Source organism: Micromonospora sp. NPDC049114 (genome assembly GCF_040648635.1).
Taxonomy (GTDB): Bacteria; Actinomycetota; Actinomycetes; order Mycobacteriales; family Micromonosporaceae; genus Micromonospora.
In genome coordinates this window covers 16,049-31,544 of record NZ_JBEZEA010000012.1, presented here as the reverse complement: position 1 = coordinate 31,544, position 15,496 = coordinate 16,049, and the positions used below count along the sequence as shown (strand labels likewise).

Annotated in this window: 14 protein-coding genes; 11 read left to right on the top strand and 3 right to left on the bottom strand. The window is 73.0% G+C overall.

Annotation, left to right across the window (positions count from 1 at the left end; genetic code table 11):
• The first annotated feature begins 200 nt into the window (after positions 1 to 200).
• From AB0B39_RS26655 to AB0B39_RS26645, 3 genes are all read left to right on the top strand, one after another.
• Positions 201 to 1,664: an amidase gene (locus tag AB0B39_RS26655; protein ID WP_357575702.1), complete on the top strand. Its 1,464-nt coding sequence runs from the start codon at positions 201 to 203 to the stop codon at positions 1,662 to 1,664.
• Positions 1,665 to 1,736: 72 nt separating this feature from the next.
• Entirely contained in the window at positions 1,737 to 2,033 is a 297-nt protein-coding gene (locus AB0B39_RS26650) for a hypothetical protein (protein ID WP_112584149.1), read from the top strand.
• Positions 2,020 to 2,427, top strand: a complete 408-nt coding sequence (locus AB0B39_RS26645) for a DUF5130 family protein (RefSeq protein ID WP_234582158.1) — start codon at positions 2,020 to 2,022, stop codon at positions 2,425 to 2,427. Before AB0B39_RS26650 ends, AB0B39_RS26645 begins: the two co-directional genes overlap by 14 nt.
• A 145-nt stretch (positions 2,428 to 2,572) precedes the next feature.
• Here AB0B39_RS26645 and pepN read toward each other — a convergent pair whose 3' ends face one another.
• A complete protein-coding gene (gene pepN, locus AB0B39_RS26640; protein WP_357575701.1) occupies positions 2,573 to 5,122 on the bottom strand; it encodes an aminopeptidase N in 2,550 nt (849 codons plus the stop codon).
• Between the two features lie 221 nt (positions 5,123 to 5,343).
• Between pepN and AB0B39_RS26635 the strand changes: the two genes are divergently transcribed.
• From AB0B39_RS26635 to AB0B39_RS26620, 4 genes are all read left to right on the top strand, one after another.
• Positions 5,344 to 5,970, top strand: coding sequence for a disulfide bond formation protein DsbA (locus tag AB0B39_RS26635; protein WP_234582160.1), 627 nt, complete (start codon positions 5,344 to 5,346; stop codon positions 5,968 to 5,970).
• 224 nt (positions 5,971 to 6,194) lie between these two features.
• Positions 6,195 to 6,764 carry a hypothetical protein gene (locus tag AB0B39_RS26630; protein WP_357575700.1) on the top strand — a complete coding sequence of 190 codons (570 nt, stop codon included), beginning with the start codon at positions 6,195 to 6,197 and terminating at the stop codon, positions 6,762 to 6,764.
• A gap of 88 nt (positions 6,765 to 6,852) precedes the next feature.
• Positions 6,853 to 8,052, top strand: coding sequence for a DUF1015 family protein (locus tag AB0B39_RS26625; protein WP_234590971.1), 1,200 nt, complete (start codon positions 6,853 to 6,855; stop codon positions 8,050 to 8,052).
• Positions 8,053 to 8,140: 88 nt separating this feature from the next.
• Positions 8,141 to 8,608: a ribose-5-phosphate isomerase gene (locus AB0B39_RS26620; RefSeq protein ID WP_234590968.1), complete on the top strand. Its 468-nt coding sequence runs from the start codon at positions 8,141 to 8,143 to the stop codon at positions 8,606 to 8,608.
• Between the two features lie 17 nt (positions 8,609 to 8,625).
• Here the strand turns inward: AB0B39_RS26620 and AB0B39_RS26615 are convergent, their stop codons facing one another.
• Complete coding sequence (locus AB0B39_RS26615; protein WP_234590962.1) at positions 8,626 to 8,967, bottom strand: hypothetical protein; 342 nt, start codon at positions 8,965 to 8,967, stop codon at positions 8,626 to 8,628.
• 183 nt (positions 8,968 to 9,150) lie between these two features.
• On the opposite strand from AB0B39_RS26615, the gene AB0B39_RS26610 reads away from it, so the two are divergent.
• Positions 9,151 to 9,696, top strand: coding sequence for a hypothetical protein (locus AB0B39_RS26610; protein WP_234590960.1), 546 nt, complete (start codon positions 9,151 to 9,153; stop codon positions 9,694 to 9,696).
• A gap of 227 nt (positions 9,697 to 9,923) precedes the next feature.
• Here AB0B39_RS26610 and AB0B39_RS26605 read toward each other — a convergent pair whose 3' ends face one another.
• On the bottom strand, positions 9,924 to 12,071 hold the full coding sequence (locus AB0B39_RS26605; protein WP_357575699.1) for a M14 family zinc carboxypeptidase: 2,148 nt from the start codon (positions 12,069 to 12,071) through the stop codon (positions 9,924 to 9,926).
• Positions 12,072 to 12,331: 260 nt separating this feature from the next.
• Here AB0B39_RS26605 and AB0B39_RS26600 point away from each other — a divergent pair, with 260 nt between their 5' ends.
• From AB0B39_RS26600 to AB0B39_RS26590, 3 genes are all read left to right on the top strand, one after another.
• Positions 12,332 to 12,838, top strand: coding sequence for a SigE family RNA polymerase sigma factor (locus AB0B39_RS26600; protein WP_234590953.1), 507 nt, complete (start codon positions 12,332 to 12,334; stop codon positions 12,836 to 12,838).
• A complete protein-coding gene (locus AB0B39_RS26595; protein WP_357496222.1) occupies positions 12,835 to 13,680 on the top strand; it encodes a hypothetical protein in 846 nt (281 codons plus the stop codon). The genes AB0B39_RS26600 and AB0B39_RS26595 overlap by 4 nt, the downstream gene beginning before the upstream one ends.
• 78 nt (positions 13,681 to 13,758) lie before the next feature.
• Positions 13,759 to 15,330 (top strand): hypothetical protein, encoded by a 1,572-nt coding sequence (locus AB0B39_RS26590; protein WP_357575698.1) that lies wholly within the window; start codon positions 13,759 to 13,761, stop codon positions 15,328 to 15,330.
• The last annotated feature ends 166 nt before the right edge of the window (positions 15,331 to 15,496 follow it).

Below are 15,496 nucleotides of genomic sequence, written 5' to 3'. Positions count from 1 at the left end.
GCGACGGGTCGACGGACCTGTTCCGTTGCCTTTGCTCTGCTTCAATCCAGGCAACACCACGTGTCCGATAATCGGACATCGGCTGTTTCCTCTGTTGAAGCAGAGCAAAGGACGCCGGCAGGGTGGTGCGGTCGACCGCAGTCCGACGCCGACGCCGTGTCGGTCCGCTGGCAGCCGCTCCCAGCGGGCAGGATGAGGGCATGGCCGAGCCGCACGACCTGACGGCGCTGGAGCAGGCCGCCGCCATCGCCCGCGGCGAGCTGTCCAGCGTCGAGCTGGTCGAGCACTCCCTGAGCCGGGTGGCGGCGCTCGGCGACACCGTGGGCGCGTTCGTCACCGTCACCGAGGACCTCGCCCGGCAGGCCGCCCGCGCCGCCGACGCCGCCCCGAGCGAGGCGCGTGGCCCGCTGCACGGCGTGCCGACCGCCATCAAGGACCTCACGCTCACCGCGGGGGTGCGCACCACCTTCGGCTCGGCGGCGTTCGCCGACTTCGTCCCGCCCGTCGACGCCGACGTGGTCCGGTTCATCAAGGCCGCCGGCCTCGTCAGCCTCGGCAAGACGACCACCTCCGAGCTGGGCTGCTCGCTCTACTCGGAGGGCCGCGTCGCGCCGCCGGCCCGCAACCCGTGGCAGCTCGCGTACACCGCCGGTGGTTCCAGTGGCGGCGCGGCGGCGGCGGTCGCGGCCGGCCTCGTGCCGATCGCCCAGGGGTCCGACGGCGGCGGCTCCCTCCGCATCCCGGCGTCGCTCTGCGGCCTGATCGGCTACAAGCCCAGCCGCGGCCTGGTCTCCGGCGGGCCGCTCGGCTCGGGCGCTTTCGGGCTGCCCACCAGCGGCCCGCTCGGGCGGACCGTCGCCGACATCGCCGCACTGCTCGACGTCATGGCCGTGCCGGTGCCGGGCGAGCCCTACCTGCCGCCGCCTGCGCCGCCCGGTGGATACCTGGCCGCGGCCCGCCGGGCCGAGCCCGGCCGGTTGCGGATCGGCCGGTTCACCACACCGATGCTCGCCGACGAGCCGGTGCATCCCGACTGCGTGGCCGCCGCCGAGCGGGCCGCCGCGCTGCTCACGAGCGCCGGCCACGAGGTGGTCGAGGTGCCGCCGCCGCTCACGCCCGCGGTGTGGCCACTGTTCGAGATCCTCTGGTACGTGTTGGCGCTCGCCCCGGTGCCGCCGCAACGGGAGGCGGAACTGCTGCCGTTGACCCGGCTGATGCGTGCCCGGGGTGCCGAGATCAGCGCCGGCACGCTCGCGGCCACCCTGGGGGAGTTGCAGTCGCAGGTACGTCTCGGCGCCGCCCGTACCGCCGGCTGTGACCTGCTGCTCTGCCCCGCCCTGGCCGCGCCGCAGGCACCCGTCGGCTGGTTCACCGCCGACGGCGACCCGGCGGCCGATTTCGACAGGCAACGCCGCTTCTCGCCCTACTGCGCGATCTTCAACGTGACAGGCGATCCCTCGGTGTCCCTGCCGGTGGGCGCCACGGCCGACGGCCTGCCCGTCGGGGTGCTCCTCACCGGCCGGTACGGCGACGACGCGCGGCTCATCGCGACCGCTGCGCAACTGGAGCACGCCAGTGACGGATGGGATCGGCACCCCGCAATCTGGCGGGCCGTCGACTCCGCTAACGTGAATGGCGACGGAGTTGGCCGGTCGCCATCATGATCGTCCATCCGACCCGATTGTTCGAGGTCCTTCTTCCGCCTGGGGGCGTTGGGATTGTCTGTTACCGAGACGTTGCTGGTCTTCGTCGGCATCCCGTTGGCCGCGGTGCTGGTCATCGCCGGCCTGTCGTACGCCGGTAGCCGTGGTGGTGCCACCGGCGGTGGCGGTGGCGCCAAGCGCTACCGGCCGGGCCGGCCCTTCGACTTCACTCCGGTCTGGTTCCTGGGCCGCCCGGAGCAGCTGGCCGACTCGGCCGGCACCGCGCTGACCGCGGGGGCGCAGGCGCCCGCGCTGACCAGCCACAAGCTAGAGCAGGCCAGCGTCGAGGCGCCGGCCGGTGGAACCGGAGGCGCAAGTGACCGTTGGTGAGAAGCAGGCCGGGACGGACAACCCGCCCGAGGTGCTGGACGGGCCGTTCTCGACCCGCCAGCTGCTGCGCATCGACGAGGCCCTGCGCCTGGCCGACAGGGGCACCGGCCTGGTCTTCTCGGTGTTCGTCGGCGGCCTGGACGAGCCGATCCGTGAGCACGCCCAGCGGCTGCACCGCCAGCTCGCCGAGCCCGACAAGTCGGTGCTGATCGCCGTGTCGCCCAACCAGCGCCAGTTGGAGATCGTCACCGGGCGGCACGCCCGCAAGCGCATCCCCGACACGTACGCCAAGCTGGCCGCGCTCTCCATGGTCGGCGCGTTCAGCGGCGGCGACCTGGCCGGCGGCATCATCAACGGCCTCGACCAGTTGGCCAGCCACGCCGGCAAGGGCTGAGCCCTTCTCGTACGTCGAAGCCCGACCCGCCGCACGGCAGGTCGGGCTTCGTCGCGTTACGCCGCGCCAGGTCAGCGCGCTGCCCCTGCTTCAGGTCAGCGACATGGGGGTGGCCGCGCGGGCGGCCACCCCCATGTCGGCGATGTCAGTGCTGCTGGGCGTCCTTCGCGCGGGCCTTGAGGGCCCGCACCACACCGTCGCGGCCCTCGGCGACCAGTCGACGCAGCGGACCGGGGTTGCCCTCACCGGCCAGCCACGTGTCGGTCGCCGCCACCGTGTCGTCGTCCACCAGGTAGGTCGGGTACGCCAACTGGGCGAACTCCTGCGCCGGCTCGCTGTCCCGCGTGGCCCACACCTGGCCGATCGCCGCGAAGTACTTCTCCCGGTACGGGGCGACCAGCTCCACCTGCGCCGGGTGGGCGAAGCCCTGCAACAGCGCCCGGTGCCGCCAGTTCGGCAGCGCGTCCGGGCCGGTCAGCAGCGCCCACACGGCCGCCTTGTTCTCCGCCGTCGGCACCAGCGCGTGCGCGTACGCGGCCTCCCGCTCGCCGCTGGCGGTACGGTCGCCGGCCAGCTCGGCCTCGATCTCGGCGGCACCTGCCGCGCCGTTGGCCACCAGCGCCCCGAGCACCGTCCAGCGCAGCTCGGTGTCCACGGTCAGCCCGGCCGGCACGCCGGTGCCGTCCAGCCAGCCCCGTAGCGTGGCCAGGTCCTCTTCGGACCGGGCGGCCGAGGTGTACGCCCGCGCCCAGGCCAGCTGGAAACCGCTGCCCGGCTCGGCGGAGGCCAGCGCATCCTTCGCCGAGCGAGCCAGCCCCGCCCAGCCGGTGGGCGCCCACTCCGGGTCGGCGTAGAGGGTGAGCGCGGTGGTGGCCTGGCGCAGGGTGGCGGTCACCAGGTTGATGTCGGTCTCCGCGGAGAGCCCCGCCAGCACCAGCGCCACGTAGTCGCGGGTCGCCAGCTCGGCGTCCCGGGTCATGTCCCACGCGGCCGTCCAGCAGAGGGCGCGGGCCAGCGACGAGTCGAAGCCGCCGATGTGCTGCACCACAGTGGCCATCGAGCGGTCGTCGAGACGCAGCTTGGTGTAGCTCAGGTCGTCGTCGTTGAGCAGCAGCACGTCGGCGGCTCGGACGCCGCGCAGGTCGGCGAGGTCGGTCCGCTCGCCGGTCACGTCCACCTCGTGGCGTTCGCGGCGGACCAGCTGCCCGTCGGTCAGGTCGTACAGGCCCACGCCGATCCGGTGAGTGCGCAGCGTCGGGTACGCCGTCGGCGCCTCCTGCCGCACGACCACCTGCTCGTACGTGCCGTCGGCGGCGATCGTCACCTCCGGGCGCAGCGTGTTGACCTGCGCGGTCTCCAGCCACTGCGCGGCGAACTTGCGCAGTTCCCGGCCCGAGGCCGCCTCCAGCTCGGTGAGCAGGTCGTCGAAGGTGGCGTTGCTCCAGGCGTGCTTGCCGAAGTACGCCCGCAGCCCGGCCACGAACGGCTCCTCACCCACGTACGCGACGAGCTGCTTGAGCACGCTCGCGCCCTTGGCGTAGGTGATGCCGTCGAAGTTGACCTCGACGGCCTCCATGTCGGGCATCTCGGTGTAGACCGGGTGGGTGGAGGAGAGCTGGTCCTGCCGGTAGCCCCAGTTCTTGCGGATCGACAGGAACGTCGTCCACGCCTCGGTGAACCGGGTGGCGTGGGTGTTGCACCAGTGGCTGGCCCACTCGGCGAACGACTCGTTGAGCCACAGGTCGTTCCACCAGCGCATGGTGACCAGGTCACCGAACCACATGTGGGCCATCTCGTGCAGGATCGTGTTGGCCCGCTGCTCGTACTCGAAGTCGGTGACCTGCGAGCGGAACAGGTAGTGCGACTCGGCGTGCGTGACGCAGCCGAAGTTCTCCATCGCGCCGGCGTTGAAGTCGGGCACCCACAGCTGGTCGTACTTGGGCAGCGGGTAGCGCACGCCGAACTTCTCGTGGAAGAAGTCGAAGCCCTGCTTGGTGATGAGGAACAGGTTGTCGGAGTCCAGGTACTGAGCCATCGACGCCCGGGAGAACACGCCCAGGTCGATGCCGTCGTGGCTGTCCCGCACCTCGTGGTACGGACCCGCGCACAGCGCCGTGATGTAGGTGCTCATCCGGGCCGACTCGGTGAAGTGGAGGGTCTTGAGCCCCTCGCCGGCCGGCTCCTCGCGCTGCACCGGCATGTTGGACACGACCCGCCAGTGCGCCGGCACGGTGGCGTGCCAGGTGTAGACGCTCTTCAGGTCGGGCTGGTCGAAGCAGGCGAACACCCGCTGCGCGTCGGCAGTCTCGAACTGGCTGTAGAGGTAGGTCTCGCCGTCCACCGGGTCGACCGTGCGGTGCAGACCCTGCCCACTGTTGGAGTAGGCGAAGTCCGCGTCGACGACAAGGGTGTTCTCGGCGGCCAGCCCGGTCAGGGTCAGGCCCTTCTCGGCCGACCAGTCGGACAGGTCCACCTGGGCGCCGTTCAGGGTGGCGGACCGCACCGTCTCGGCGGCCAGCTCGATGAACGTGCTCGCTCCCGGTTCGCCGCAGCGGAACCGGACCTCGGTCGTCGAGGAGAACGTGCGGCCGTCGGCCGCCAGCACGGCGGTCGACAGGTCCAGACTGATGTCGTACCCGGTCACCTCGAGCAGGCGGGCCCGCTCGGTCGCCTCGACCTGCGTCAGGTTACGCACTCCCGGCACTGTTCGTCTCCATCCCACGTCTCGCCGTACGCCCGGCGGCGCCCGTCTGCCGACCGCTCGTGACGTCCGGCCCGATCCGAGTCTTCCACGTACGGGCACCCGGCGGTGGGCGAGGTCACGCTCTCATTCGGGTGCCGGTCGATGCGCCGTGGGGTGAGGATCGAGGTGAGACGCCGGACTGCCGGCGCCACCCGTCGCGAAGGGACCTCACCGTGACCGATCGTGTCACCGCCGACATGTGGTTCGACCCGATTTGCCCATGGGCGTGGATCACGTCCCGCTGGCTGCTGGAGGTCGAGCAGGTCCGTGACGTGGACATCCGCTTCCACGTCATGAGCCTGTCCGTGCTCAACGAGGGCCGGGACGAGCTGCCCGAGGAGTACAAGGCTCTGCTGAGCACCGCCTGGGGCCCGGTTCGGATCTGCATCGCCGCCGAGCAGCGCTACGGCAACGACGTGCTGGGCAAGCTCTACACGGCGCTCGGCACCCGAATCCACCTCGGTAAGGAGGAGCGGGGTCAGGAGCTCTACGTGGCCGCGCTGACCGAGGCCGGCCTGGACCCGGCGTTGGCCGCCGCCGCCGACAGCACCGAGTACGACGAGGCGCTGCGGGCCAGCCACGAGGCCGGCATGCGCCCGGTCGGGCAGGATGTCGGGACCCCTGTCGTCCACGCGCCCGGCCCGGACGGCAGCCCGGTCGCGTTCTTCGGCCCGGTGATCACGCCGCGCCCCAAGGGCGAGGCCGCCGGACGGCTCTGGGACGGCGTCCTCCTGGTCGCCGGTACCCCGGGCTTCTACGAGCTCAAGCGCACCCGCGAGCAGTCCCCGATCTTCGACTGACCACCACCGCCACGCGCCCCCGTCCGGACTCCGTCGGTTGTCCGGGCGGGGGCGCGTCGTGTCGCACGCGGTCCGGGCGGGGTGTCTCGCGTCGGACCCGGGGTGCGGCTGCGCGGGGTCGGGAACTGTCACAGCGTCACCGCTGGGCGGGCGGCGTCGTTTCCCTCGGTGTCCGCCGCAGCGACCCGCAGGGCCGCACCCCGCAGCTCGTGGAGGCAATCCCGATGGCCAAGCACCGTGCGTCCGGTGACGATCAGCTGACCCGACAGGGGGTGATCGAGACTCCCGGCGCGGCCTACTGGTCGGTCGACGACTCCCGCTGGCCGACGGTCCGCCCCGACCTTCCCGCAGACGTGGTGGACCTGCTCGCGCCGCCCATCGTGGTCGGCGTGGCCCGGGTGCCGGTCACCTCGCGGCTGACGCCCGCACCCGTCACGCCCGCACCTGTCACGCCGGCACCGGCGACGCCCGTCGTGTCGACGCCTGTGGTGCCGGCGGCGCCGGAGCCGGTCGTACCGTCGGCCGTGGAACCGGTGGTGGTGGCGGCCGCGCCGGCCGAGCCCGCCCCGCCCCCGCCGGCGCCCACCGCCCCGCGGCCGGTGCCGACGCCGCCGCTGAACCCGCGTCCCGTTCCGGCCCCACCACCGGAACCGCGTCCCGTGCCGGGGCCGCCGGCCGCGCCCCGACGCAACGCCATCACCGGGCCCGTCGCCAACGGCCGGCGCGGCAACGCCGGACCGGTCGTGGCCGGCCGACACCGGCGGCACAACGGCGCGTCCGGCCGCGCCGGCTGACAGTCCGTCCGGGCCCGGCACTTTCATCTGGTGGACGCCGCGCGGGTCCCCGTCGCCGGTGACGTCGCCGCCGGTAGCGTCAGTGGGCATGACGGTCGTACATCCGATCGCCCGGGCCTGGATCACCACTGGCGGCACCGGCGCGCAGAACTACGACGAGTTCGCCGACGACGCGGAGATCACCGCGATCATCGAGGCGAACCCGCACAGTGCCCTCGGCATCGAGATGCCGCATCGGGCTCCCGGCAGCCTGGGCAAGTCGTTCCTCGACGCGCTGCCGGACTCGGTGGCCCGCCTCGCCGAGGCCAAGGCCGACGGCAGCTACACCCCCTCCGAGCAGGTGGTCGTGCTGTACCGGATCAGCGCCCCGGGCGAGGAGACTGCGTACGGGCTGTTCGCGATGGTGGACACCGACCAGATCTCGACCCGCGCCGACGAGCCGGGCCTGGTCATCCGCAACGAGGACGTCTTCATCGCCAAGGTGCGCGAGCGCGTCGCGCTGGCCGAGGCGCTGGGTCACCTGCTCTCGCCCGTACTCCTGCTGCAGACCGGGACCGGCGACGAGCTGCACGCCGCGCTCGCGGCGGCGACCGACGCGGCCGGGGCGCCCGCCGCGACCGACACCGACCAGGCGGGGCGCACCCACGCCATCTGGCTGCTCGGCCCCGGCCCGGAGCAGGACGCGTTGACGGCTCTCGCCGGTGGCGGCGAGCTGGTCGTCGCCGACGGCAACCACCGCAGCCTGGCCGCCCAGACCGGCGGGTTGTCGCGCTTCCTGGCCGTGGTGACCACCCCCGCGTCGGTGGCCATCCAGCCGTACAACCGGCTGGTCAGCGAGCTGACCACCACGCCGGCCGAGCTGCTCGACAGGCTGCGCGCGGCGGGGGCCGAGGTCGAGCCGATCGACGGCCCGGTCGAGGTCCCGGCTGCCGGCGGCACCGTCCATCTCCGCCTCGCCGGCCAGGGGTACGCGGTACGCCTGCCCGCCACCGCCGACGCCCGCCTGGAGAACCTGGACCACGCCCTGGTCGAGCGGCTGCTGCTGCGCGACGCCCTGGGACTGGATCCGGGCGACAAGCGGATCACCTACGTGGGCGGTGACTACCCGGCGAGCTGGCTCACCGGGGAGGTCGACGCCGGGCGGGCCGAGCTGGCCGTCCTCATCGCGCCGGTGACCGTGGCGGACTTCGTCGCGGTGAACCTGGCCCGGGAGAAGATGCCCCGCAAGAGCACCTGGTTCACCCCGAAGGCGCGCGGCGGCCTGGTGGTCGCCGAACTGCCGCGCTGAGTGAGCATCCGCACGACCGTGTGACGAACCCGGCTCTCCGACGCCGCCGCTGCGGCGTCGGAGAGCGCGGCCTGACAGACTGCCCGGTATGCGCGTCTACCTGGGATCCGATCACGCCGGTTTCGAGTTGAAGGTGCACCTGGCCAACCACCTGGCCAAGCAGGGGTACGACGTGGTCGACGTCGGCCCGCACAGCTACGACCCGGACGACGACTACCCGACGTTCTGCCTGCACACGGGTGACCGGGTGGTGGCCGACGAGACCTCCCTGGGGGTGGTCATCGGCGGCTCCGGCAACGGCGAGCAGATCGCCGCGAACAAGGTCGCCGGCGTACGCGCCGCGCTGGCCTGGAGCGTCGAGACGGCTCAGCTCGCCCGCCAGCACAACGACGCGAACGTCGTCGCGGTGGGCGCCCGCCAGCACACCCTGGACGAGGCCACCGGCATCGTCGAGGCGTTCCTGAGCACGCCGTTCTCCGGCAACGAGCGGCACGCCCGCCGGATCATCCAGGTCGCCACGTACGAGCAGACCCGGGAGCTGCCCGACCTGCCCTGACCCGGGGCCACCGCCCCTCAGCGCGGCGAGCGGGGCAACTCCTCGCGGGGCACCCAGTTGCGGCGGACGACCACCACCCGGGCTTCTGCCTCGGCGAGGTCGTCGTCGGTGGGCCGGGCGGCGTCCCGGGCCCGCAGCGCGGCGCTCAGCCCCACCTGGGACGAGCCGGAGCCGACCAGCCCCCGTAACCCCCGCTCGCCGTCGCGGTCGTCGCCGCCGGACCCTCGACGTCGCGGCGGCGACTCCACGCCGTCGTGGACGCCGGCCGTGCTGGCCGTCGAACCGTCCGCGCCGCGCCCGGCCGGGTCGGAGTCGGACTGGTGGCGCAGCCGTCGCCTGCGTCGCTCCGGATCACCCATCAGCCGACCGTACCGCGCCGGGTGGGGAATTCGGCGCGTCGTGCCGGGTTCGCGCCGGACGGCGGTCGGCGACCGATTTGCCGGCTGGCTACCCTCGGATTCGGGCGGTGATCGTGCCGCCGGTCGGGTTCGCCGGCTGGCTACCCTCGAATGCGGGGTGCCGCCGGTCAGGGGGAGGACGAGATGGCAGACCAGACGCAGCCGTGGGCGGAGCGAACCGTGGAGGTCCCACCGCAGGCCGGCGTCGGGGTGCCGCCGCAGCGGGACGGGTTCCGCCGGGGCGTGGCGCCGGTGGGCCAGCCGCGCACCCCGCGGACCGAACCGTTCCCGGTCGTGGAGCAGGAGCCGACCGGTACGGGCTGGCCGGGGGAGCCGGCGCCACGCCGACCGTTGAGCTGGCGCCTGGCGCAGTTGCGTCGCGGCGGCGAGTGGAGCGCGGCGGGTGGCCTGTTCGCGTTCGTGTGCTGGGGGATCTGGGCGCTCTCCGGTGGAGGCGATCTGTCCGGCCCGCTGCTGGTGCTCGTGTTGAGCCTGCTGGTGGCGGTCGGCCTGTTCGCGTTGGCCCGGGTGATCGGTCGGTTGGTGCTGGAGCGGCAGCTCGGGCGGGTGCGGCGCAGCGCGTGGGGCGCCCACCTGGCCACCGCGGTCTTCCTCGTCGGCCTCGGCGTGGCCTGGCTGCAGCAGACCGAGTGGGTCGTCTCGGCCTGGAACTGGGTCACCTCGAACTGACCCGGCGCGCACGGGCGGGCCGGCCAGGCCGCCCGCCCGTGCGCGACGTCGCGGGACACCGCGACACCGGTCGTCTCCCCACCAGGCAAGGCCGCTGCTTACCCGGCCGGCCACGGTTCATCCGTGGCCGGCCGGTGCGTCCGTCGTTCGGGTCTGCCCGAACCGCGGGGTTAGCGGTCGTCGCCGTGCCCCTCGGCGTCGCCGCGGGGCGAGGCGACCCGGTCGGCTCAGCCGGTGGCCGCCTCGGCGGCGGCGTGGTCGCGGGCCACCCGGACCATTTCGACCAGGCCGCCCGCGTACTCCTGGGACTCGCCGTGGGCCTCGTCGAACGGCGGCTGGAAGCCGACGCCCTCCCACTCGCCGGTGGTCGGGTTCCACCTGTCGTTGCCGACCTCGAAGTCCCAGGCGAAGATGCCCAGCTCGTAGTAGAGCTGGTCGGCGGAGTTGCCGGCGGCGGAGTAGAGCACGTCGGCGACCGGACCGGTCTGCGACGGCCAGGTGACGGTGCCGCGTTCCTGCGCGATGGCGCCGACGATCCGCCGGGCGCTGTTCAGGAACAGCGTCGACTCGTCGATCGACGGCCGGGGCAGGGTGATCCGCCCATCGGCCCGGTACGCCCCCGGCGGCCACATGAAGTACCCGCCGTAGGAGTGCACGTTCATCGCGAACCTGATGTTCGGGTGGGCCTTGGCCAGTGCGATGACGTTGCCGCTCTCCGCCTCGGACAGCTCTGCCGTGCCGGCGTAGGTGCCGGAGAGACAGTTGTCGCTGGCACCCACGTACCCGTCGAAGTACGACCCGACCGTGTAGTTGCGGTTGACGTCGACGCCCCACGAGTTGCGGTAGCGCGGGTCGCGGGCCGGCCCGGTGCAGTGGTTGACCAGGTTCTTGCGCTGGAAGTTGTAGTCGTTGAACGAGTAGTTCGCGCCGTCCGGGTTGACCGTCGGGATGACGAAGATGTCGACCTGCTCCAGCAGCTCCCGGGTGGCCGGGTCGGTGCGGGCGTTGGCCAGCATCCGCTCCGCGAACTCCAGGGTCACCAGCGGCGTGGCCCACTCCCGGGCGTGCTCCTGGGAGTACGCCAGCACCCCGACCCGGGAGCCATCGCGGTGCACGCCGAGGCGCAGCGCCTGGACCGTCCACGGCTTCTCCGGCACCTCGGTGCCCTGCAGGCCGTCGTCGAGGCGGGTCGGCCCGGCGACCGGCATCGGCAGGCCCGCCGAGCCGTCCTCAACGGTGGCCCGGAACCGGTTCGGTTGCCGGGCGTTGATCGCCGCGGCGACCTCGTCGGTGGTGCTCACCGTCTTGCCGGCGGTGTCCGTGGCCAGCGACACCGTGAGAACCCGGTCGCGGTAGCCGACGGTCAACGGCCGGTTTCGCCGGCCCGGGTCGACCGTGCGCACCTGGACGCCGTTCATGCCCTGGTCGCCGAAGCGGACCGACTCGACGACCACGGCGGCGGCCGCCGGATCACCGAGGTACGCGACGGCGGTGCGCCGGTATCCCTGGGTCTTGTTTGGCAGGTCGATGACGTCCACCAGGTCCCGGTACTGGCGGCCGAGCCGCTTGATCCGCGCCTGGATGTCCACCGGCGTCAGGTACGCGTCGATGAAGTCCTTCTGGTAGCCGGCGGGCAGCGGCGGTGGGGTGGCGTTCGGCCACAGCGCCGGGGTGACCACCCGGCTGACTCCGCCGAGGCTGGAGGTGGCGGTCAGCTGGACCGGCCGGCTCGGCACCGGCTGGGGGAGGTTGTAGTGGTACTGGTATTCGCCCGCGTCCTCGAACCGGTAGAGCGGGAACGACCCGGTGGCGCCGTCGGCGGTCCGCCAACTGACGGTGATCTCCACGTCCGGGTCGTCGGTGGCGGTGGTGGCGACCTGCGCCTGCAGGAAGGTCTGCCCACCTGTGGTCCACCAGTACGCCTGCTGCACCGCGAGGGTGTCGACGGCGGCAGCGGTGGTGGTCCGCTGCCCGGCGCCCGGGGCGCGCAGTCCGGCGGCGGTACGGGCCTGCGCCGCGCGGACGCTCTCGGCGAAGTGCCGGCTGCCGTCCCCGGCGCGCTGCACGATCTGCGTCGCGGTGGCGCCCTGGGCGGTCAGGTCGGCGAGTTGGGCGCCGGTCAGCACCAGGTCGGCGAGGATCCTCCCGTCCCGGGCCCGGGGTCGGTTGGCCAGGTCGACGCCGGCGGCGACGAGCCTGTCGAGCTGGGCCTGATCGCGCAGCTGCACCCGGACCAGGGCGGTCTCGGTGGCGGTCAGGGTGATCGGTGTGGCATCGGCGGCGGGTCTCGCCGCCGCCGGACCGGGATGGGACAGCGCCGCGCTGATCAGGATCGCTGTGGTGGCGGCAGCCATCCACCGTCGTCGGACGATCATGTGCCCTCCTGTGACGGACGTTGATGTGCGTGGTCCTTACACCAGTGCACAGATCGACACCTGTCAAGGGATCTCGCTGACGACCGGCACCAGGCTCTGGCGGCTCGACGTGGGGTCGGACGTCACCGGGGAAGCCGTGCGCGGTCGCCGTCACGGGTTGACGCGCAACCGGCCTCGACTCCGGCGAGTTCCTCTTTCGCGATGCAACCCGCTGGGCCGGACCCGGCGTGACTATCTCGAATCGGGGATCGGAGGCCTGAATGAGCGATCGCGACGCGGCGTTCGCCGACTACTTCGCGGCGAGGTCGGACGCGATGCGCGGCACGGCGTACCTGCTGTGCGGTGACTGGCATCGGGCGGAGGACCTGGTCCAGACCGCGTTCGTGAAGCTCTACCTGGTCTGGAACCGGGTCTCCCGGCACGAGGTGCTCGACAACTACGTGCGGCAGATCCTGATCCGGACGTTCCTCGACGAGCGCCGCCGCGGCTGGTGGCGGCGTGAACGCGTGGGCGGCGACAACGCCGAGCAGGCGGCACCGTCGGACTCGCCGGAGACCCGTCTGGTGCTGCTGCGGGCGCTGGCTTCGGTGGCGCCGCGCCAGCGGGCGGTGCTGGTTCTCCGCTACTGGGAGGACCTTTCGATCGAGGACGTCGCGGCGCTGCTGGACTGCTCTCCGGGGACGGTGAAGAGCCAGGCGGCGCGCGGGCTGGACACGCTGCGCGGCCTCTTGGCAACCACACACAGCGGGATCGAGATGGGGCAATGATGAACGGAGAAGACCTGCGCGAGGCGCTGCGCCGCGAGATGGCGGACGCCACCTCGCCACCACCATTGAGTACGGCGGCCGCGCTCGGGGCGGGACGACGCGCCCGTGGTCGCCGCCGTGCCGCCTGGGCGTGCGCCGGGTCGGCGGCGATGGTGCTGGCGGTCGCCGGCCTCGCGGCCGTGGGCACACCCAAGGGCGACATCTACCAGCCGGCGGGCGGTCCGCAGGCCATCCCGAACCCGTCGACGTCAGACACCAAGAAGCCGTGGCCGGCCGGGCCGGACGGTCAACCACAGGAGGACCGGACCGCCCGGGCAGGGTCGAAGTACGACCAGGGGGTACGGCTGCTCGACGAGGTCGTCTCCGTCGTGCCCGCCGGCTACACCGCGCCGGCGGACCCGCCGAACCAGCCCGCCGACCAGAGGACGCTGCGGACCCACCAGGCGCAGTTCGAGGACACGGTGAACGGCGTCGACCTGTGGAGCTATTTGACCTCGGTCGCCGTTGCCCAGGGGCAGGACACCGGGCGTGTGGTCGTCGAGGTGCACGACGCTGGCAACCAGCTACCCGCTGAACCCTGCGCGCTGGCCCGCCAGTTCTGGGGCATGCAGGGCGAGTGTCAGGTCGAGGCCGTCGGGGCGGCGCAGGTCGGCGTGGTGGTCCGGCCGGGCGTCGACGACCGCCTCGACCAGTGGTCCGCCTATCGGCACCCCGACGGCGTGGTGGTGTTCGTCGCGCAGGGCAGGCAACTCACCGAGACCCGGCCGGAGTTGACGAAGCTGCCGTTCTCCGTGCCGCAGTTGGCGGCCCTCGCGGTCGACGAACGGTTCCACCTGAGGTGACACGGTGACCCGGCCCTCCTGGGCCACCCGCCGATAACTCGGAGGCGGGCCCCGCCGCCGGTGCGGCAGCATGATCACATGACGTGGACGCCGGGGCACCGCGGAGAAACCAGCGCGGAGACGAAAGCGGCGCTGGAGGTGGCGATCGCGGCGGCCACCCAGCGTTCCGCCGCCGGCCGGAAGACCGTGGAGCACCTCACCTTCCTGGTGAACGGTGTCGTCGCCAACGCCGACCACGACCTGGGCCGGGCGGCACTGCGGGCGCTGGCTCGTTCCCCGAAAGTGGTGGCCCGGCTCGACGAACACGCCCGCCAGGTGCTGTGGTGCCTGCCGGACCAGTCGCCACCGCTCGTTCGGCTGGTGGCCGGTCTGACCCGACCCACTGTCGACCCGCTCGCCGTGGCGATGGCCAGCACCCACCGCGACGGACGCGTCCGCGAGCGCGCGGTCCGGTCCATGCTGGACGATCCCCGCCCGGATCTGGTGCCGTTTCTGGTGCTGCGCACCGGCGACTGGGTCCAGCAGGTGCGGGACCGGGCCCGCGCTGGCCTCGCGCTGCTGCTGGCCGACGACCCCGCCACGTACCTTCCGGCGGCGATGCCGATGGCACTGCTGGTGGACGCCCGGTCGCGCGGCGGCTTCGCCGCCAACCAGGTCACGGCCACGCTGCTCAGCGCGCCGCCGGCCGTACGCCGGATGGTCGGAACCTCCGGCTCCGCGGCCCAGCGGCGGCTGGTCTTCGAGATGGAGGTGGCGCAGCGCTGGCTGCGGATCGAGGACCTGGTCGCCGCCGCGGAGTCCGAGACCGACGTACGTATCCGCTCGCTGGCTGCCGAGGCCGCCTGTCGGGAGGCGGTGTGGACCGGGCGGCTCCCGATCCTGCGGCGGCTCGCCCGCAGCCGCCGACCGGACGTACGGGCGATCGCCCTCACCGGCCTGCTGCGGGTCGGAGAGCCGGCCGAGGTGGCCACCCGTCTCGATGACCCCGCGTCGCTGGTGCGGGCCATCGCCAGGGAGGCCGCTCGGCGCGTCGGCACCGACGCGCTGGCGCACTACCGGGCGGCGGTCACCGGCCCCGCGCCCACACCGGGTGCTGTCCACGGCTTCAGCGAAAGTGCTTCGGAGGCCGACGCGCCGCTGCTGAACGGGCTCCTCACCCACCCGGCCGCGACGATCCGCGCCGCGGCCGTACGCGGGCTTCGCCAGCTCGACGCCGTCGACAGCGGCCGGGTCCTGCCGTTGCTGACCGATCCCGCACCGTCGGTCGTTCGCGAGGCCACCACGGCCCTCCGACCCGTCGCGGCAACCCTGCCGGCGGAGCTGCCCTGGCAGTTGCTCACCGGCGCGCGGGTGGAACTGCGGCGCGCGGGCTATCGGCTGCTCGGCACGGCACCCGTAGCCGTGCGGTTGCGTGCCGCCCTGCTCCTGGCCGTCGACCCCGATCCGGGGCTGTCCCGACGCGGTCGTGCCGACGTGACCGGGCTCGTGCGGGACGCCAGCCGTACGACCTGGCGTCGCACGCCGCTGCCCTCTCTCGACGTGACGACCGACCACCGTGCGGACCTTCTCGTGCTGGCCCGGCGCGCGGCGCCCGCCCTCGGCGAGGAGGTCAGCGACCTGCTCGCCGCCTGGCTCACGAGGTCTGCCTAGGCGCGCTTCAACCGGCCATGGTCGAGGTGGGGTCCGTCTTCATCGGCGGCAGGGCACGCTGCTAGCAGCCCGGCACCGGGGGCCGGAGCATTCAACGGCCCCCAAGATCAGGGCGGAAAGTGGCCGACCGGCCCAGGATGGGGGCAGCCTCTGGCCTGGGCCGGAG

Bases quoted from the DNA above. Each gene is read 5' to 3' on its own strand.
- AB0B39_RS26655 (WP_357575702.1), top strand. From the start codon at position 201: ATGGCCGAGCCGCACGACCTGACGGCGCTGGAGCAGGCCGCCGCCATC.
- AB0B39_RS26630 (WP_357575700.1), top strand. From the start codon at position 6,195: ATGGCCAAGCACCGTGCGTCCGGTGACGATCAGCTGACCCGACAGGGG.
- AB0B39_RS26625 (WP_234590971.1), top strand. From the start codon at position 6,853: ATGACGGTCGTACATCCGATCGCCCGGGCCTGGATCACCACTGGCGGC.
- AB0B39_RS26620 (WP_234590968.1), top strand. From the start codon at position 8,141: ATGCGCGTCTACCTGGGATCCGATCACGCCGGTTTCGAGTTGAAGGTG.
- AB0B39_RS26615 (WP_234590962.1), bottom strand. From the start codon at position 8,967: ATGGGTGATCCGGAGCGACGCAGGCGACGGCTGCGCCACCAGTCCGAC.
- AB0B39_RS26610 (WP_234590960.1), top strand. From the start codon at position 9,151: ATGGCAGACCAGACGCAGCCGTGGGCGGAGCGAACCGTGGAGGTCCCA.
- AB0B39_RS26605 (WP_357575699.1), bottom strand. From the start codon at position 12,071: ATGATCGTCCGACGACGGTGGATGGCTGCCGCCACCACAGCGATCCTG.
- AB0B39_RS26600 (WP_234590953.1), top strand. From the start codon at position 12,332: ATGAGCGATCGCGACGCGGCGTTCGCCGACTACTTCGCGGCGAGGTCG.
- AB0B39_RS26595 (WP_357496222.1), top strand. From the start codon at position 12,835: ATGATGAACGGAGAAGACCTGCGCGAGGCGCTGCGCCGCGAGATGGCG.
- AB0B39_RS26590 (WP_357575698.1), top strand. From the start codon at position 13,759: ATGACGTGGACGCCGGGGCACCGCGGAGAAACCAGCGCGGAGACGAAA.